The sequence below is a fragment of the Streptomyces sp. NPDC043738 genome (assembly GCF_056436545.1).
Map to the genome: position 1 here is coordinate 172729 of NZ_JBWKCJ010000012.1, position 18121 is coordinate 190849.

The 18121-nt window shown below is 69.5% G+C and carries 14 protein-coding genes and 1 pseudogene; 7 read left to right on the plus strand and 8 right to left on the minus strand.

The window, feature by feature from the left end:
- Positions 1–232 precede the first annotated feature (232 nt).
- Entirely contained in the window at positions 233–502 is a 270-nt protein-coding gene (locus AC0680_RS18315; protein WP_478629656.1) for a response regulator transcription factor, read from the plus strand.
- A 49-nt stretch (positions 503–551) separates the two neighbouring features.
- On the plus strand, positions 552–899 hold the full coding sequence (locus tag AC0680_RS18320; RefSeq protein ID WP_478629659.1) for a hypothetical protein: 348 nt from the start codon (positions 552–554) through the stop codon (positions 897–899).
- Positions 900–1070: 171 nt separating this feature from the next.
- On the opposite strand, the gene AC0680_RS18325 is transcribed toward AC0680_RS18320, so the two are convergent.
- The 3 genes from AC0680_RS18325 to AC0680_RS18335 form a co-directional block, all read right to left on the minus strand.
- Positions 1071–1790 carry a DUF6333 family protein gene (locus tag AC0680_RS18325; RefSeq protein ID WP_478629662.1) on the minus strand — a complete coding sequence of 240 codons (720 nt, stop codon included), beginning with the start codon at positions 1788–1790 and terminating at the stop codon, positions 1071–1073.
- Between the two features lie 310 nt (positions 1791–2100).
- Complete coding sequence (locus tag AC0680_RS18330) at positions 2101–3306, minus strand: acyltransferase family protein (protein ID WP_478629663.1); 1206 nt, start codon at positions 3304–3306, stop codon at positions 2101–2103.
- Positions 3307–3475: 169 nt separating this feature from the next.
- Positions 3476–4192: a TetR/AcrR family transcriptional regulator gene (locus tag AC0680_RS18335; protein ID WP_478629666.1), complete on the minus strand. Its 717-nt coding sequence runs from the start codon at positions 4190–4192 to the stop codon at positions 3476–3478.
- Positions 4193–4338: 146 nt separating this feature from the next.
- On the opposite strand from AC0680_RS18335, the pseudogene AC0680_RS18340 reads away from it, so the two are divergent.
- Positions 4339–4975 (plus strand): annotated as a pseudogene (locus tag AC0680_RS18340) (M20 metallopeptidase family protein).
- An 85-nt stretch (positions 4976–5060) separates the two neighbouring features.
- On the opposite strand, the gene AC0680_RS18345 reads toward AC0680_RS18340, so the two are convergent.
- A complete protein-coding gene (locus AC0680_RS18345; protein WP_478629669.1) occupies positions 5061–7151 on the minus strand; it encodes an NACHT domain-containing protein in 2091 nt (696 codons plus the stop codon).
- Positions 7152–7307: 156 nt separating this feature from the next.
- On the opposite strand from AC0680_RS18345, the gene AC0680_RS18350 reads away from it, so the two are divergent.
- The 3 genes from AC0680_RS18350 (at position 7308) to AC0680_RS18360 (ending at position 9425) form a co-directional block, all read left to right on the plus strand.
- Positions 7308–8141: a 2OG-Fe dioxygenase family protein gene (locus AC0680_RS18350; RefSeq protein ID WP_478629670.1), complete on the plus strand. Its 834-nt coding sequence runs from the start codon at positions 7308–7310 to the stop codon at positions 8139–8141.
- A gap of 196 nt (positions 8142–8337) precedes the next feature.
- Complete coding sequence (locus tag AC0680_RS18355; RefSeq protein WP_478629672.1) at positions 8338–8733, plus strand: hypothetical protein; 396 nt, start codon at positions 8338–8340, stop codon at positions 8731–8733.
- A complete protein-coding gene (locus AC0680_RS18360) occupies positions 8730–9425 on the plus strand; it encodes an endonuclease/exonuclease/phosphatase family protein (protein WP_478629675.1) in 696 nt (231 codons plus the stop codon). Before AC0680_RS18355 ends, AC0680_RS18360 begins: the two co-directional genes overlap by 4 nt.
- Before the next feature lie 252 nt (positions 9426–9677).
- Here the strand turns inward: AC0680_RS18360 and AC0680_RS18365 are convergent, their stop codons facing one another.
- From AC0680_RS18365 to AC0680_RS18375, 3 genes are all read right to left on the minus strand, one after another.
- Positions 9678–10502 carry a M55 family metallopeptidase gene (locus AC0680_RS18365; protein WP_478629677.1) on the minus strand — a complete coding sequence of 275 codons (825 nt, stop codon included), beginning with the start codon at positions 10500–10502 and terminating at the stop codon, positions 9678–9680.
- Between the two features lie 165 nt (positions 10503–10667).
- Complete coding sequence (locus tag AC0680_RS18370; RefSeq protein ID WP_478629679.1) at positions 10668–12323, minus strand: hypothetical protein; 1656 nt, start codon at positions 12321–12323, stop codon at positions 10668–10670.
- Positions 12324–12809: 486 nt separating this feature from the next.
- On the minus strand, positions 12810–13136 hold the full coding sequence (locus AC0680_RS18375; protein WP_478629681.1) for a hypothetical protein: 327 nt from the start codon (positions 13134–13136) through the stop codon (positions 12810–12812).
- A 204-nt stretch (positions 13137–13340) separates the two neighbouring features.
- On the opposite strand from AC0680_RS18375, the gene AC0680_RS18380 reads away from it, so the two are divergent.
- Positions 13341–14381: a hypothetical protein gene (locus AC0680_RS18380; RefSeq protein ID WP_478629684.1), complete on the plus strand. Its 1041-nt coding sequence runs from the start codon at positions 13341–13343 to the stop codon at positions 14379–14381.
- A gap of 283 nt (positions 14382–14664) precedes the next feature.
- Here the strand turns inward: AC0680_RS18380 and AC0680_RS18385 are convergent, their stop codons facing one another.
- Positions 14665–17883, minus strand: coding sequence for an NACHT domain-containing protein (locus tag AC0680_RS18385; RefSeq protein WP_478629687.1), 3219 nt, complete (start codon positions 17881–17883; stop codon positions 14665–14667).
- Positions 17884–18121: the final 238 nt, after the last annotated feature.

Below are 18121 nucleotides of genomic sequence, written 5' to 3' on the forward strand. Positions count from 1 at the left end.
ACCACCCTGCGCGCCCTGCGGGACCGGCTCACCTCGGCCCGCAGGGCCACCCACCCCGCCACCGGCAGAACCCACCCCACCCCCACCCCACCCCCACGCACCACCGGCAGAACCCACCCCACCCCCACCCCACCCCCACGCACCACCGGCAGAAAGCGCCGACGGCCAGGCACCCGCGACCCGCATACGAGCGCGGACACCAGCCCCTTTGGCGAGAAAGAAGACAACAGCCATGCACCGCACACCCCCCACCCCCCTCACCACGACGGCCCCCTCGCACCCGGCGCTGTCACACCGCGAACGGCAAGTCCTCCAGCACATCGCCGACGGCCGCACCTACGCCGCGACCGCCCGCCGCATCGGCATCTCCGTACACACCGTCGACGGCTACCTGCGCCGCATCCGCGCGAAATCCGGTGCCCGCACCCACGCGGAGCTGATCCGACTGGCCCTGCGCTCCGAGCAGCCCAAACACCCGCACGCCTCACCGACCCCGACCTGAGTAGCGGTACTCAGGCGCACCGTGCGGCCTTCGGCGCACGATGATCCGCATGACGCAGCAGCACGGGGAACGGGAGCGCGAGGCGCCGGCCTCGGCCGGGCGCGACGGCACCTGTTCGCTCCTCCTGGCCATCGCCGCGACGGCCATGCTCGGCTGCCCGTGGCTGCCGTCCGCCGTCCCGAACTGGATCAGGTTCTTTCCCGTCTACCTGACCGTGCCCGTGGGGATGTGCGCGGTGGTCTCCGGCCTCGGCGCACTGCGCGACATGCGAGGCCAGATCGCCGCTGCCCGCGGCCGCGCGCGAACCGGCGTCGCGCTCGGCTCGGTGGCCATCGCCGTGCCGACCGTGTTCGTCGTCGTGGGCATCGTGGTGCTCCAGGTGTTCACCTACCCATAGGGCGGCAGGACAGGCCGGTCAAGGAGCAGCCACCCGGCGGGACCTCACGCCCCACCGGCACACGGCATGACCCGTCCCCGAACCCGCCTGCATCACCGCCTGCATGCATCACCGCATGATCACCGGATGCATCACCACGTGCATCAACCGGGCCCCGATGCGGCGAGTTGTTCAGGTGAAGTACAGGTCTTCCATCGCCCGGACGGCGGAGGAGGTGTGGCGGACACCGAACGCGGAGGTCTGCAGGTCGGGCCGGCCCCAGGGATCGGCCTCGCCCAGGGCGAGGGCGGCCAGCGCCGACCACTGGGCCTCATGGGGCTCGTCCTCCTCCAGGTCGAACCCGGCGTCCCTGAGCACCTCGCCGGTCAGGCCCAGGGCGGCGATCACGGCATCGGGGTCGCCGTCCACCTCGAACGGTTCGTCGCCGGGCCAGCCCGAGGCGTGGAACATGGCACCGTCCGGCAGCCACACGATGTCCTCGGTGTGGTCGGCGCCGGCGTCGAAGTGGACGCGGCCGACGATACGGGCGTCGGGGAACCGCTCCCGCAGCGCCCGGGTCTCGTACAGCAGCGGGGTGTCGCCCCCGTTGTCGGCCAGCGCCGGATCGCAAAATCCCCGCACCTGACCCCATACGGCGGCCTGGACGACGTCCAGGTCGAGGCGGGTGTGGGGGTAGGGCACTTCGAGGACGGACCGGGCCCCGAGGTCTTCCAGGACCTCTTCGACGGTTCCCAGCGATGCGGCGAACTGCGCGGCGCGGGCCGGGTCGTTGGCGGGCAGCGCCCGGGCGTCGACGTCGAACGGCGGCGGCAGGACGGTGATGTTGCAGTGGCCCATGGAGCCACGCACCATGCGGTCGGGCGGCGAGGTCCAATAGCTGTGTGGGGTCATGACCCGCCACCGTAGCGGCGCCCCATCGACGCCCCCATCAGCGGCCCGGGCGCGCCAACGCCCCTACCGGGAGCCCTGGTTCGCCATCGGCCCCATCGGGCCCGGGCGCGCCAGCGGCCCTATCGGGAGCCTGGTTACGCGCCGGACCGCCGCCGGACCGCCGCCGGACGGAGCCGCCGGAGCCGCCGGGGCGGCCGGGCACCGATCCCGGCCGCCCCAGCCCGCCCCAGCCCGCCCCAGGACTGGGGCTCGCCCCGGGACTGGGGCTCGGCCCGGCGCCGACGGCCGCCTGCCACGCCGCGGGCGGCCCTCACAGCACGCGATCAGCGCGGGGCAGGCGACGCACCACATAGGCCACGGCCCAGCACAACGGCAGGGCAAGGGCGCCGACGAGCGCGAACTTGACCGCCGCAGGAGCGTGCACCAGGCGGAAGGCGAAGCCGAGCCCGACGAGCACCGGCGCATGGATGAGATAGACGGCGAAGGCATGACGGGACAGGAACGCGGCGAGGGCCCCCTGCCGGTTGAGGCGCTCACGGAAGGCCACCGTCAGCCCGAGGACCATACCCACGGCGAACGTCGACTCCCACGCGGCCGTGACCAGCGACTGCCAGCTGCCGTGCCCCACGAGCGTTGCGGTGTCCACCGTGACGACGAAGGGAAGGTACGCCAGCGTCGCAACCGTGGCCACGGCGAAACCCACCCAGCCCACGACGCGCGGCAGGCTCTGCGCCCAGCCCCGACGGTGGGCAAGCACACCCAGGACGAAGAAACTCGCGTACTGCGGCATGAAGTTGGGGGTGGGCAGGCCGAGGAACGGCACGTAGGTGTCGCTCGGCACGAGGATCCGCCACAGATACGTGGCAACGGCCAGCGCAACGGTGAATCCGACGACGGCCGTCGGCCGCAAGGGCCGCGGCTCCTGTACGGTCGCGCGCCGGGCCTCCCCGGCGGCGCCGAGCGCCCGGCGCGCGCCACCGCGGCGGACCAGCGCGTAGAGCACCGCGAACACGAGCAGCACCTCGACGAACCACAGCGGCCCCGCATCCCAACTCAGCACGTAATACACCCAGTAGGGGAGGGACTCACCACGCGCGGCGAACTCGTCCCGCATATCGGCGTACCCGCCAAAGCCCGTCAGCGGACGGAGCAGCAACAGGAAGAGGAGCAGTGGAATGCCGAGCCGCTTGAGCCGGTCCCGGAAGAACGGACGCGCGCCCTTGCGGTCGTAGGAGGCCGGGGTGAAATACCCGGCGATCATGAAGAAGAAGCCCATGAAGAACGCCTGGTTGAACATGACGAAGACGTCCAGGAGCAGCCCGGAACCGTCCTTGGCGGGCTCGGTGTAATACCAGGCGGGGATGTTGCCGTAGGTGACGGCGGTGTGGTGCAGCACCACGAGCGCCGTCAGCGTGATCCGCAGATTGTCGATGTAGAGCAGCCGCGGGCGCGCCGGCCTCGCAAACGTCGGCTCGGTCCCGGCCTTCAAGGCCGCGTATTTAGGATCGCCGGTCATAAAGAAGTCTCTCCCCGTTGTGTGCAGCCCAGCTGAACCAAACCGAATTCAGCTGAAGCAAGATCAGTTGAGCGTGTCTGCACCGCGATTCACAGCCATTCACCGCCATTCACAGCGATTCACCGTGATTCACCGCGATTCGCTGTGATTCACTCCGATTCGCAGCGATCTACTGCGCATCAGCGCAGTCGAGTGCGTCCCTTCCCTGCGGTGGCGTGGAACCACGGCCGTCCGCCCGCGTGGCGTGCTCGAAGGTGTCGGCGAGTTCGCCGGCATAGGCGGTCAGATCGCACTCGGGATGGGCGCTCCAGTACGCGAACATGTGGTCGATCCCGGCCTGGAGACTGACGGCCATGACACGAACGTCGAACGCACGGAACTCACCGCTTCGTTGGCCCTCCACGAAGACCTTCTCCAACGCGACGTAGATCGGCTCGCTCGACGCGATGCCATAGCGCGGCGCTCCGTCAGAGTTACGGAAGTGATGGAAGATCTCACCGAGCGCGGTGAGCTGGGCCTGGTGGCCCAGCATGTACTCGGCGACCGACTCGACATAGATGCGCAGCCACGCACCCGCCCCGACCCGCTCGTCCAGCCGGGCACCGACGAAGGCGCCGATCCCCTCGTAGATCTGCTCGACGACCCGCTCGATCAGCTCGTCCTTGCCCGCGAAGTGATACGAGATCACCCCCTTGCTGATGCCCGCCCGTTCGGCGATCTGCGCCAGCGAAGCCTTCGCGAACCCCCGTGCCGCGATGGTCTCGACGGCGGCATCGATGATCTGGGCACGGCGCGCCCTCTCGATGAACGACCGCTCCGTCTCCCGCGACTCCGGCTCGACCTTCCCACCGTCGAACTGGCCGTCAGGATCATTTTTTGACCGCATGGCCAAAACCTTAGACGCACGGCCAACTGCTGTCCAAACGGACCACGTTGAACCAGCCGGTCCACGGTGCGTGAGCAGGTGACCGGCGCGCCGAACCACCCCCGGCGGATGGCGCGGCGATGACCGGCGCCCTGGCGGGGCCGGACATGGACGCACTGCCGCAGCAGGAGGACACCGGCCTGGCGTTCGCCTCACAGGTGACCGGCGTCATGCATGCCTGCGGTCATGACACGCACACGGCCATGCTCATCGCGGGCGGCCCGGCTGCTCACCGCCCGCCGGAACGCTCTGGCGGGCCGGGGGGTGTTCATGTTCCAGCCGGGGGAGGAGTTCGGCGGCGGTGCCGAGCGGATGATCGACGAGGGCCTCCTCGCCCCTGCCGACGGCCCGCCGGTGGACGGCGCCTTCGCCCTGCACATCGCCACCCGCCACGAGGCCGGCACGGTGCACCTGCGGCCGGGACCGCAGTTCGCGGCCGCCGACACCCTGCGCATCACGGTGCGCGGGCGCGCCGGGCACGCCGCCGCGCCGCACAAGGCGCTCGGCCCCAAGAATGTGCGGGAACTGCCGCAGCCGACCATGGGAGGCGAGGACTTCTCCTACGTCCTGCAACGCGTCCCCGGCACGATGGCCTACTTCGGCGCGTGCCCCGCGGACCGCACGCCGGGGGCGGCGCCCGACAACCACTCCAACCACGTGGTGTACGAGGAGGACGCGCTCGCCGTCGGCACCGCCGTGCACTGCGCCGTCACCGAGGCCTTCCTCGCGGAATCCGGGACCTAGCACCGTCCTGCCGACGAGGCAACGCACCGGCTGCGACGGTCACCGGGCAGTGCAACGACGACAGCCTTGCCACGGCAGGACGCACCTACCGGGCCGACGGCCCGGCAGGTGCCGAACCGTTCACGGCACGGGCATGCAGGGCCGCGAAGTGGTCGAGGAACAGGCCGTGAACGAACATGTAGCCGCCGCCGACCCGGCGCAGCAGGATACGGTCGCTGGCGTCCTGCAGGAACCGCACCCACCTCAGCGGGATGCGGCCCTGCAGCGCCAGCATCACCCGCAGGGTGTAGTGGTGCAGCCAGGCGCGTCCTCCGGTGTGCAACGCCGTCAGAACGAACACGGAAGTGCCGCACGTCAGCCCGTCGATCAAGCCGAACAGCAACGTCATCCGTGCCCCGAACGCCACTCCTGCCAGGATGCCGATGGCCGTGCCTCCCGGCAGACCGACGGCGACGGCGTTCACCAAAGAGCGGCGCATCCCCTCGTTCGGACTGATGCGGGCCTCTCGAAGCTGCGGCGACACCCCGCCGACCACCACGTAGAAGGTGATCGGCAAGAGCATGAAGAAGGCCGCGAAGACCACGGTGGTGGTCGGGCCCCACACGTGCATGATGGTCCCGACGGTGGCCGAGAGCGCAACGCCCCAGGGCAAGGCCGAGCGCAGTTGCCGGCCGGCGTTCTGCCGCAGGGAGTGCAACGACCAAGAGATGATCTCGGCTGGACGGATCGCGCTGTCGAAAGCGAAGACGCAGACCAGCGCCCCGATAGCGGCACCCGTGAGCCAGCCCGTCGACATGCCCGCCACATAGACGTCGTTGCCCAGGCCGAAGAGCCTGGCACCGAGGGTGTTGGCGTGGTCGATCGCGTACCCGGTCGCCAGAGCCATCGCCACCCCCAGGAGAAGAGGGGAGAAGCACGCCGTGATGATCCTCAGCAGCGGGCTCGACAACCACCCGGGCTGCATCCACTCCACGTGGAACACCGTCTGGTCGTCCTGGCTCATCTGGTGCGCGAGTTCACCGAGCCAGCGCACGACGCGTTCGTCACCGTAGGCCCGGCGGGTCGGCCTGCGGCGCAGCGTGTGCTGGATATAGCTGTCGATCAGATGTGAACGCCGGTCCGCGACCCGGCCTTCGGCCTGCAGTTCCTCTGCGGACAGCCCCCGATAGACCAGGGAGGCCACATTCAGCAGCAGCGGAGAGGCAAGCAGCGACAGCAACTGGTCGTCATGCGCGATGGCCGTGTGCAGCCCCGCGAGCTGGGCTCCGGCGCCGGCGAGGTGGGCGAGCACCTGACCTTGCGTCAGGTCCCGGATCAACACCGCCCTGTTCAAGCGGAGCAGCGAGCCGATGGCCTCGTAGTCCGCGACCCGCGAGCAGACGACGATCTGCAGCGGGCCGTTCGCGCCGAGGAATTCGTTGATCGCCCTGACGCAGCCGTCGCGGCGGTCGACCCTGACCTCGTCGAGACCGTCAAGAAGGGGCAGGATCATCTCGTCGTGCAGCCACTGCCGGGCCAGTTTCCGCGGAACGGTGTACCGGCGCTGCAACTCGTCCTCGAGCCATTGGTCGAGCGGACTTTCGGACTTCCCCCACGAGGAGAGGTTGAAGACGACGGGCATCGGCTGCTCCCCGTCGGACTGCGCCCGCTGGAGCAACTCCGCGGCTGTCTCGAGCAATAACGTCGTCTTGCCGGACCCGGGCATACCAAGGATCAGCAGGGAGCCTCCGGACTGGTCGAAGACATCGATGGCCGAAGTTCCCGGCGGAAGCGCACGCGGCCGGCCCGGATCGTCGTACACCACGACGTTCCACGGCCGCTCGACAGCGTCCGACCGGGTCTCCAGCCCCAACTCCAGCCTCGTCACCACCTCCAGCGACTGGTTCAGGACCCCGTCGATCCAAAAGTCCCGCTGGCGCTGGAGCATCAGCCTGCGGTGCTGTTGCTGCACCCGGGCATCGGGTACGGGATCCTCCTGCGGCTCGATCCACGCCTGCCAAGCCGCCACCCCCAGACACAACAGCGCCGTGATGCCGAAGGCGGCCCACGAGAGCGCGGAGTTCTTCACCAGCCAGTTCGGCAGTTGACCGGGCACGAGCTCGGTGGCGATCCCCGAGCCGGCACTGGCGCAAGCCAGCGCAATCGCCGCTGCGACCCTCGTCCTGCGCGCGGCCACGACAGGCCTACCTGGCGTCCGGCATATCGAACATCCCCCAGAAAGTACGGTGCCGGGGAGCGGACAGGCATGAGCGCCTTCCGATGCCGCCGCGCCAACTTCTACACTTCTATCCCTCGCACTTACGGAGCGTCAATTACCCAAAGGTGTGACGCCATGGCCATTCGGCGCGATCCGTTTAGCCCGTGCACGGCGATCCCCACGCCACCCGCCGCCGCCGTCGCTGAGCTGGGCCGGAAGCTCGACCGGGACAACGCCTGCATCCTGCCCGGAGAATGGGCTCAGGCACTGCTGTTGTCCGCAAATCCCCGTTCGCTCTCGGACTGGGACGCATTCCAGCAGAGCTGGTCCCACATGCCACTCGATCACTTCATGAACGACGGCGGCCGCTACCGCCGCCGCCGATTCTCCACACTGCGCGCATGCGCCTCCAGCCGCACCTTCTATATCAATCCGCCCCAGGCCCACTATCAGCATCTCCAGCACAACTGGTTGAACGGCGGATTCCCCCGTTTCTTCGGTCCCGTCCGCGACGAGACCCTGTACAGCCAGACGATGAACAGCCTGTTGGAGCTGGGAGCCGAAGTGTTCGGCCGGCTGTCTCCCGACGACGACTGGCACGTCGAGGTCCACCAGTTCCGCATCACGGCCGAAACCACCGCGAGCGTCTCACCCACCCCCGAGGGCCGCCACCGCGACGGAGTCAGATTCGCGATGATGGTCCTGGTACGGCGGGACAACGTCAGCGGCGGGGCGACGATCCTGTACGACCACGACGACCAACGCCGGGCCGAGGTGACACTGCGGGACCCACTGGACCTGGTCCTCGTCGACGACGAGCACCTCCGCCACGAAGTCACCCCGCTGGTCCAGGCCGACCCTCGCCGGCCCGGCCTGCGCGACGTCCTGGTAGTGACCTTCAGCTCCGGATGGCGATCCGCTCCCTCCACCGCCCGGCCACACCGATGCGGCCCGCGCCGCACAGGGTGATCGAGCGGTCCCAACGGCCGGCATCCCGCTGGACGTCCTCAAGGCCGCCGAGCGCGCCGCACCGCCCGTCGGTCCGCGGACTACCCCTGCCGGGGCCCGCTTTCGGCCGCCGCCCCAGCCGGCTCCCGGGCCGGCCCTGCTCCGTTCGACAGCGATGGCACACCGCCGGAGAATTGGATGTGCGTGAGGAGGGGCCATGAGCATCCGCATAGCCACTTTCAACTGCGAAAACCTCTTCCGGAGGCCCGCCGTCTTCGATAGGGGGAGCGACCCCATACGCGACGCCGTGCTGGGCGACTTCAGGAAACTTGTCGAAATCCTCGATCACGACGCGTATACGGCCAATGACAAGGAAAAGATCATCGAGCTTCTCAAGAAGCACAGCGTCGATGTCTCCCAGGAGATCTCCACCCAGACGATTTTGGTGAACGAGCCGCGCGGACAGGCCCGGCTGCTCAAGGGCGAGGGCAGGAACATCGAGGTCAGGGCCGAGGTAACGGGCCGCTCCGCCTGGGTCGGCTGGGTCGAACTGGTCAAGGACGACCTCAGCTGGGACGCCGTCAAGAACACCGCCGGGTCATCGCCGAGGTGAACGCCGACATTCTGCTGACGGTCGAAGTCGAGGACCGGCTCACCCTGCACCGCTTCAACAAGCAGGTGCTGGCGGGCCAGCTCGACGCGGAACCGTATCCGTTCAACATGCTGATCGACGGAAACGACATTCGCGGCATCGACGTGGGGCTGTTCAGCCGGCACCCGATCACCTCCGTACGCTCGCACATCTTCGACAAGAAGGATTCCCGGGACATCTTTAGCCGGGACTGCCCGGAATTCGAGATCGACATCGATGGCGAACCGCTCTGGCTCCTGGGCAACCACTTCAAGAGCAAGCGCGGCGGCGGAGGCGGCGACAAGCGCAAGCTCCAGGGCGAGCGCGTCGCCCAGCTCTACCGGGCCGCGCTCAAGCGCTCGGCCCGTGTCGTGGTCGCCGGCGACCTTAACGACACCCCGGGCAGCCCCCCGCTCACGTTCCTCGAAGCCACCAGCCTCAAGGACGCGATGACCCACGACAGTTACGAGGGCCCGCCCGGTACCCACGGGAAGTGCACCGACAAGGACAAGATCGACTACCTGATGTTCTCGCCGGAGCTGTTCGCCAGGGTCGACGACGTCGAGGTGGAGCGACGTGGGATCTTCGAGTTCGGCACCCCGTTCGACGAGGTGACCGGACCCGGCGACCAGGCTTCCGACCACGCCGCCATCGTCGCCGAACTCGACCTGTAAGCCAGCCGACGGCGTAGAGCCCGGTGCTGCGGCCGTCGTCCAGGCGCACCGCCACGACGGTGTCGAGCCCTGCGCCGAGCCGGAGGATCAGCGCCGGGCAGCCGCTGCCGTATGCCGGTTGCAGCGGCGCCTCGGCGGCGAGGCTGCCCAGCCGGGAGCAGCCGGCAAGGCGGCCACGCTGCCGGCGCCCACAACGGGCGACAGGTGGCCCGCACGACTCCGCCGCCGTCGACTCGGCCGGCCGGCACCGGCTCACTCCGCGATCCCGCGGGTGAGGACCACGACGGTGACGAACCTGCGGTAGAGCCGGATCGGGTCGTCGTCGGTCAGCCGCACCGTCACCGCGTCCAGACGTTCGACGCCGGTGATCCAGGTGGCCATCTCGGCGAGGTCCGGGTTGCGCAGCCGCACGGTCAGCGTGGCCGGGAGCGCGATCCGCGGCGGGGCAGCCTCAGGCAGGGCCCGCACGGCCTCGTAGGCGGCCTTGCGAATCGTTTCCCGTGCGTCGAGGGGATGGAGGCTGTCCGCCGCGAACCGGGACACCGAGGACTTGACCACGGCGCTGCGGATCCCGGGACAAAAGGGCTCGATCTCCGCGGCCGTCGTGTCGTCCCCGGTGATCAGCACCACGGGCACGCCGTAGCCGAGCGCGACCAGGGCGTTGATACCGCTCTCCCCGGCGACCACCCCGCCCAGACGGACCTCGCTCACGGCCCGGGGATTGTAGGTGTGCGACAGCGCGGCCGGGGTGCCCGACATCGAGCCGTGGTAGGAGACGAAGAAGACCGCATCGAAGGAGTCGTCCAGGCCCTGCATCATATACAGCGGCTTATGCCGTCCGGACAGATAGCGGCTGCGGCCCGCGAGGGCATCGGGCCGCAGATTGGCCATCGTCGAGTGCGCGTCGTTCACCAGGAACTCCGTCGCACCGCCGGCCCGCGCTCCCTCGATGGCGGCATTGACCTCCTCCTGCAACAGGCCCCGGTAGTAGGCGTATTCAGGCTCCGAGGGCCGGCACTGCGACCAGTCCACCACGCCCGCGGTGCCCTCCATGTCAGAGGAGACGAAGATCTTCACGGCACACGCTCCCTGGTGCGGTGCGAACCGGGCCGATGCCCGCGCCCGTTGCCGGTGGCGGCCCCCAGTTATGGAGGAGCCGGCCGCAGCACGACCAGAGCGTCCTTTCAGCCAATCCGACCTCCAAACCGCCCGCCACACCGTCCCCGGCATGCCGCAGCCGCTCTACGCGCCCGCGGCACCCAGGCGGCAGAAACACGACGCCTCGACGGGGACGTCCGCGAGTGCGGTGGCCAAGGTGAGCTGCCGGGCGACGATACGGGCCTCGCCCGTCCTGCCGAGCCGCACGAGGCACTCGTGGAAGCCGTGGAGGGCCCAGACGTTCCCCGGATGCTGCGAGGACCTGGGCAGGGCGTCGTCGATTCCCAGATCGGCCCGGTAGACAGCCTCGGCCTCTTCGACCCGGCCCTGTTCGAGCAGCAGCGCCCCGTAGGCGTGGCGGGTCGGCTGCATCCAGCCCCACGGTTCGTCGTAGGGCAGGTTGTCGTCGAGCTCGACGGAGCGCTCCAGGCAGGCGAACGCCACGTCGTACTCGCCCCTACGGTAGGCGAGCTCACCGTCGAGCATGGCGGAGGCGATCGCCAGGATGTCCCGGCACGTGTTGTTGAACAGCATCCGCGTCGGGGGAACCCGTTCGGCCGCATGACGGAACAGCCCTCGCTCGGCCTCGGCCCTCGCGATCGCCCGCGTGGCGGAGAACGCCACCGCGCGCGCGTAGTGCAGCATCGCCGTGGTGACGCAGTACAGCTCCGCATCACAAGGCATCGGCAGCGCGAGGATGTCCCTCCACCGGCCGAAGCGGATCAGCACATGCACCCGCATGGCCAAGAAGCCCTCCAGCCAGTCGGCCATGGGCGGGCTCTCCACACGCAGCAGCTCCTCGGGAACGGACGCCTCCAGCTGCGCGGCCGTCTCCAGCGCCGTTTCACACTGGCCCAGGAACATCGCACCGTAGATCTTGAAGTGGTAGTTGTGCGAGCGGTACAGCGTGTAGAAGTTCATCGCGCCGGCGTGCCGCAGGTACTTCTCGTCAGCCCTGATCGCGTCGCTGTTGCCCGACACGACCTTTCGGTAGTCGCCGCACAGCACATCGAGGTGCGAGGGCATGTGGTGCAGGTGGCCCGCGTCCGGGATCAGCCCCCGCAGCCGGTCGGCGACCACAAGAGCCTTCTCCGGCGTCGGCGACATCTCCATCAGGTGGATGTACATGTGCAGTACGCCCGGGTGACCGGCGCCGGCCTCGGTCAGCAACGCCCGGTCGAGGACGGCCCTCGCCTCCAGCGTGCGCGCGCCGACGGCGGGCCCGCCCGTGCGCAGATCCCACAGCCGCCACGGAGTGAGGTTCATCAACGCGTCCGCGTAGAGGGTGGCGACGTCCAGATCGTCGGGTGCGAGTTCGTATGCGGCGCGCATGGCCTGCGCATAGGGCTCGTTCCAGACGGAACAGTCCTGCGCGGCGCGCGAGGCGGGGTAGCGCTCGCGCAGCGCCTCGATGAGCGCGCGCTCGATCGGCGTGGCCCCGTCGCACAGTGCGCGAGCCCGTTCGACGGCGGTGTGCGCCCGTCCCACCGTGCGCCGCAGATCGGCGTCGTCGAAGAACTCCCAGGGCTTGTTGTAGTTGGGCCCCAGGGCGTACGCGATGCCCCAGTACGCCATGGCACATCCGGGATCCGCAGCCGCCGCCGACTCAAAGCAGCTGACCGCCTCCTCGTGGTTGAACGCGAAGCTCCACGCAAGACCACGGTCGAACCAGCGCTGCGCTTTCGGCGAACGTGTCGACACCGGCCGGGTGAGGGTCCCGAGGTCGAAGAAGTACTCCATGAGATCTCCTGCAGAGCGATGCGACTCGACTCGGTGTGACTCGGTGTGACTCGGCTCGGCTCGACGACGTCGGCGCCCGGTACCAGGTGCCGATCGAGGCTCTGCCGCCGGCCCTGCGCGGTGGACGGCCCTGCGCAGGGGCAGCACAGCAGGCCCACAGCGGCTCCTTCCTCCCATAACGGGCACGGAAAGTCACCGCCAGCCTATTTCTCCGACCTTCGAGACCCGAACGGAACACGCGCCCGGTGCGCCTGCCCCACATGACGACCACCTCGACGAGCCGCCGACAGCTGCGAGGATCACCCACGACGACCGTCGGCATACACCGGCGTCCCGACAGCCGCCCGTCACGGTCAAGCCCGGACAGCCCGTGCCGTCACCCCGCAAACGCCCTTCGCGCCCACCGAGCCGCCCGGCCGCCACGCGGCCGAGCCCCAGACCTCTCGCCGGCTGCGCCCCCGACCGATCGCCGGCGCTCCTCGGCTGTCACTGACCCTGATGGGGCGGCTGATGGGGCGGCTGTTGTGGCGGTTGGGCGCCGTACGGTCCCGGGTTCTGCGGCGGCTGCCCCGCAGGGGCGACCGGCGGATACCCCGGCGCGCCCGGCTGCTGCGGCGGCCAGAACCCCTGCCCGGACTGCGGGGCGGGCGGATACGGCGCCTGGTGCGGCATACCCGGACCCGCACCCCACCCCCCGCCGGGAGCGCCCTGCGGCCGCGCGCCGCTGCCGCGCTTGCTCAGCACCACGGCGACGACGACCACGATCGCGGCCAGCACGCCCAAGACCACCAGCACCAACAACGACAAGAGCATCTGCGCCCCTCCCATGCTTCAGGGCCCGTGCGGACACGTCACACCGTTGCCCCGCCACGACCCTACAAGGGCGCCGCGAGGCCTCGACATCCCCCGGAGCGCCGTTCCAAACGACACCGGACGTCTCCGCGATGACCGGGCCCCGCGGCATCGGCCACGTGCGCCGGGGGAACCGTCCGACCTGCGCGATCGTCGGTTACGGACGTGACTGAAGTGACGCCCACGCTGCCCGCCGACCACCGCGAACTGATCTCCGACCTGTCCGGGATCGTCAGCGACCACCCCAACGCAGACCCCCAGTCGACCCTCGCCGTCCTCGCCGACGACGCGACGGAGGCGCTCGGCCGCGGCGCCACCCCCGAGGGCCGCCGGGAGCGGACCGGATACACGATCCTCCTGCATGCCACCTGCTGGTACGTCTCCGCACGCATCTTCAGCAAGTCCCTGTTCGCGTCGTACATACAGGCCCTGGACGGGCTCCGCGCGCAGTGGGACCGGGCCTGCTGCACCTGCCCGGCCGGCGCCCATCCCACGCAGCTGGACTCGGAGTACCAGGTCGAGGCCGGGGTGAGCATGCTGACCGAGGCCGGACGGGCCGCATTCGCCGAGGACTACGGTCTCGACCAGGAGGAGCCGGCGGTGTTCGACTGCGAGGGCTTCCTCGCCGACCTCGCCGACGAGGCCCTGAGCCGCCTGCACCAGGCGCACCAAGAGCTCTTCGGCGGCATCGACGTCTCCCACCTGGACGCGCAGTTCGTCCGCGACGACGGCCGCCTCGACCTCGTCGCCATGCAGGAGGCGATCAGCCGTAGCTGGGAGAACAACACCGGCCCGGTCGCCCTGTGGTCCGCCCGCCGCCGGCTCACCGGGCAGGTGCCCGACGAGGACCGGATCGGCCTGTTCCTGTGCCTGTGGATGGGCATCGCCCAGACGTACGAGGGTCTGCCGCCCTCCTACGCGCGCGAGTTGGCAGCCGCGCTCGCCACCATCGACCTGAACGTCTCCTGCGAGCATCCGCAGCACCCCTGGTCCACCGCCGATTCCGACGTGCGCTCCCGCTACCGCGCGGTGGTCCATCTGTACGCGCCGCACGACCACCCCGACACCCCCGTGCCCGCCGAGCTCTCGGCCCGCGAGCTGTGGGAGTGCCCGGTGCAGTACGCCCAGTTGGCGCGGCGGGCGCGGGAAGACCTCGTAGGATGGCGCACCATGCGCGGCGGCGACGACGAGGACTGGGAGGCCTGAGCGGTACGGGGCCGCTTCGGCGCTCGTCCTAGGCACGGGGCCACTGGCGGCCCACCCATTCGCACTCCGGGATCGCGCCTTCCCGGTCGTCGGTGCACCGCTCGGCCCAAGCCCGGGCCACATGACCGGCCGGGTCACCACACCGCCGGCGACCTCCTGCGCCCGCACCACCGGACCGAGCCCGTTGACTCCGGGGTTCCCCCGGGGACCGTAGGAAACATCGAGCACCCACACGCGGGGGCGTGCAAGAGGAACCGTTCGAGGTCGGCGGGAACGCAGGTGGTCAACTCCCCTCCCCAGAGGGTGACCTGCGGCCGGTGAACCGCGTCGACGGCGGCGCAGAACAATCGGCCCTCGCCCGGTAGTCGTTCAGACGGTCCAGAAGATCCGGCGCAAGCAGCCCGGACAGCGCAGGCTCGTGCAGCCACAGAACCCGCAACAGGGCATGACGGACGGACGGCGCAGGCGTCGTCACCCTCTCGTGCTCACCGAGCAGCAGGGGGACCATGTCGTTGTGCAGGAACTCCCCGAGAGCACCGGACGACGCTTCAGGCAGTCGCTCCCTGTCCCGGGAGAATGCGGTCAACAGGGCGTCCACGGTTCGTATCAGGTACATGGAGGCCGTCGGAAACATCGACCGAACGCCGCGCAGGGCCCGCATGTGAAGATCGCCGAGTTGCTCGTCGGTCACCGCCTCACGGTCGGCGAGCAGCAATTCGAGGAGATCGTGGGCGAGCGATGAGGCAGGCGCGCCCTCGATGGGAGTGAAGACCGTCACCGCTTGGCCGAGCCAGCGGAACACCGGATCGAGACTGTGCCGTAGCACCGAGTCGTTCGTGCCGCCGGATATGGCCATCTTGAGCCACAGATCTTCCCAGTAGGAGCGTGACCAGCCCGAGCCGCCATGCGCCTGCGGATAGCGGAACAGCCAGTTCATGTCGAGCGGCTCGGGGGGCCCGGCGGCGTGAGGCCGCAGGGAGACGCTCAGGCCCCGCCCGCCATCGTCCCAGTAATGATGGACATCCAAGGACACCGCGAAGTCCGTCCACTGGCTCTCGTCCATCGCCGAACGCCACAGCAGACAGTGCCTGTGCCAGGCGCCTACGGGATCATCCGATGCAGGAAAGAGCACCGCCGCGGGGCAGTGCCGTGCGAGCAGAACGATCACCAGAACGAGGTTCGACCCGTAGAGACCGTGGCGCGACGTGGTACGCAGCAGCGCCGGTCGATAGCCCGGAAGCTGATCCGCCGTACGGGTCTGGTGCTGGTCCAGGACCTGGACCAGGAGCCGGACGAGACGGCGGCGCTCATCCTCAGGCATCGACTCGGTCAAGGAGCGTGCGTAGCGCAGCATCTGGCGGGATGCCAGCGAGGTATGGGACAGCAGCGCGTAGGCGAGGTCGTCGTGGATGTGGCTGCCGCCGAGCGCGAGCGCGGGGCGGGGAGTCAGAAGGTCGGTGAGCAGGTGCAGGGCGAGTCGCACCGCCAGGTACTCGCCGAACGTCGCGTGCAGGAACTCGTAGCTGGCCAGTACCTGCCCGTCCCGCCTGGACTGGGCGCGCTGGACGAAGAAGAACCGGCCCAGCACCACCTCGGCCGGGTTCAGGGGAGTACGGAACCCGCCGGCCCGCACCGGCTGTCGCCCGAGCACCGCCGTGAGGTCCTCCTCCAGCTCCGCGGCCGACACCCACTGGCGGCCGCGGTTCAGCTGAGCGAAGGCCACCAACGACAGGCGCTGCAGCTCCCGCTCGACGAGCTCGGCCGTCTCCTCCTCGGGTATCGCGCCCTGCGTCGACTTCTCCACCTCGCGTCGGGCGAACGAGGAGAGCAGCTGCTCGTACAGCTCCGTCACATCAAGGTTGTCACCGGCGCCCTGGAGCGTTCCCTGAGTCGCGTCGTACAGCGCGAGCATGGTCAGCAACAGGGGCTGGGCGGCGAGGTCCGCATGCCGTTCGATGTGCTCCCAGGCCAGGGGGGAGCGGTCGGCGGCGGCGAACCCGGCCGCGTTGGCCGCGTTCCACACAGCCAGCCACTGTCTGATGTGCTCGGGCCGGAAGGGTTCCAGACGCAGCACCACCAGACCGTCGGGAAATCGAGCCCGATCCGCCACCGCGGTCCGACTGGTGACAAGCGCCAGGACAGGACGGCCCTGATCCGCCTCGCGCGCCTGGAACTGGGCAACACGTTCGAGAAAGTTGCTCTGGTGGACGCCGGTGGTCTGCAGCAACTCGTCGAAGCCGTCCAAGAGCAGCACCGGGGTACTGCCGCCGCTTGAGCGCACCAGCTCCGGCCAGCTCACCCTCTCACCCGTGGCGGCTCTGATCGCCTGCTCGATCTGATCCTGAAGATCGTCCTCGGCGCGGACGTCCCGCAGCGGCACGCGCACGGGGAGGAAGCCGACGGCAGGAAGCCGCGCGGCCAGCACACGAGTGAGTACGGACTTGCCTGCTCCGGGCTGCCCCAGTACCAGCAGCGGCGCTTGGGTCATATGGGGGGACGTCAGCGCGCCGGCCAGATACCGTGTCAGATCCCGGCGGACCGGGATGTGCTCCCACCACTGCTCGTCGGTCGGCTCGCTGGATCCGGGCACATCGCTCACTCGGAAGTCCGGGTCGAGATAGAGCTCCTCCGTGGAGGGGATACGGATGCCCTCCGGCGCGGACTCGGCGTCGAGCACGGTGCGGCTCAGCGCCGCGCGGTGTGCGCGCGCGAGAGCTGCTGCCACGTCGACCGGTGGGCGCAAGGCCTCGGCTGTTCGGGTGAGGAGTCTCTCCACCCCTGCAAGGGCCCGGCCGACCTCTGCCTGGGTGGCCTGCTGCGCCAGCTGCGTTGTCCAGAACGCGAACTCCGGTGCCTGCGCGGCAAGTTGAACGTACAGACTCTGATAGCGCTCTTGAGCCTTCCTCGGCAGGACCCGGATGAGGCTGTCGCCGGCCTGCTCGCGCCGACGTGGAGAAAGCCCCTCCCAGACGGCCAAGCCCTGGAGGAAGCGCACAAACCTGTCGGCGTATTCGCCGTAGCGGACCAACAGGGCTGCCCCGACCGCATCTGACGTGGTGTGCGGCGCCGGGCAGGGCAGGTCGGCATCGAGGAGCAGGGCCACGACGTCGGGGGCTTGAGGTGCCGAGGAAGACGACGCCGGATCCGGCCGGGCGAGGGCGAGCTGTTCGCTGCGGGTCAGCTCCACCTCATCCAGGCCGAACGGCAGATCCAACTCCGCCATCGCCTCGAAGAACGCCACCACCACGATCACGGTGTGCGCCGCGCGCAGCAGTTCTGTGCGCTCCGCCCGGCCTTGGACCCGACCGAGCCGCGCACCGACGCTTCGTGCCGCATCACGGCCGAGACCGATGAGGCGGCCGTTGGCGTCCGCCATGCCGAGCACAGTGCTGCTGACCCCGCCGGTGGCCAGGTTCAGCGCCCCGCCCAGCGCCTGGTCCAGTCTCGCCAGCCCCTGCGGTTCGGCGCCGAGGAGCACGAGCGCGTCGGCGAAGGTCAACACTCTGCGCGCCCTCATGGCCTCAATCCCCCTCGTCGGCCTCCACTTTGGCACGCACGGGCCCGCACGGGTCAGGAACGGGACATCTCACTGCAATATGCGCGCCGCGCATCCCGCGACCACCGAGGGCGGGATCCCTCGGACTACGGACTTCCCTAGGACTTACGAACTTCCCTAGGACTACGGACTTCCCGCGACTACTGACTTCCCTGGTGCCCGCTGCTACGTTGAGCCTCATGTT

Excerpts from the sequence above, each read along its gene's own strand:
- AC0680_RS18315 (WP_478629656.1), top strand. The coding sequence starts at position 233 with ATGCACCGCACACCCCCCACCCCCCTCACCACGACGGCCCCCTCGCAC.
- AC0680_RS18320 (WP_478629659.1), top strand. The coding sequence starts at position 552 with ATGACGCAGCAGCACGGGGAACGGGAGCGCGAGGCGCCGGCCTCGGCC.
- AC0680_RS18325 (WP_478629662.1), bottom strand. The coding sequence starts at position 1,790 with ATGACCCCACACAGCTATTGGACCTCGCCGCCCGACCGCATGGTGCGT.
- AC0680_RS18330 (WP_478629663.1), bottom strand. The coding sequence starts at position 3,306 with ATGACCGGCGATCCTAAATACGCGGCCTTGAAGGCCGGGACCGAGCCG.
- AC0680_RS18335 (WP_478629666.1), bottom strand. The coding sequence starts at position 4,192 with ATGCGGTCAAAAAATGATCCTGACGGCCAGTTCGACGGTGGGAAGGTC.
- AC0680_RS18350 (WP_478629670.1), top strand. The coding sequence starts at position 7,308 with ATGGCCATTCGGCGCGATCCGTTTAGCCCGTGCACGGCGATCCCCACG.
- AC0680_RS18355 (WP_478629672.1), top strand. The coding sequence starts at position 8,338 with ATGAGCATCCGCATAGCCACTTTCAACTGCGAAAACCTCTTCCGGAGG.
- AC0680_RS18370 (WP_478629679.1), bottom strand. The coding sequence starts at position 12,323 with ATGGAGTACTTCTTCGACCTCGGGACCCTCACCCGGCCGGTGTCGACA.
- AC0680_RS18375 (WP_478629681.1), bottom strand. The coding sequence starts at position 13,136 with ATGCTCTTGTCGTTGTTGGTGCTGGTGGTCTTGGGCGTGCTGGCCGCG.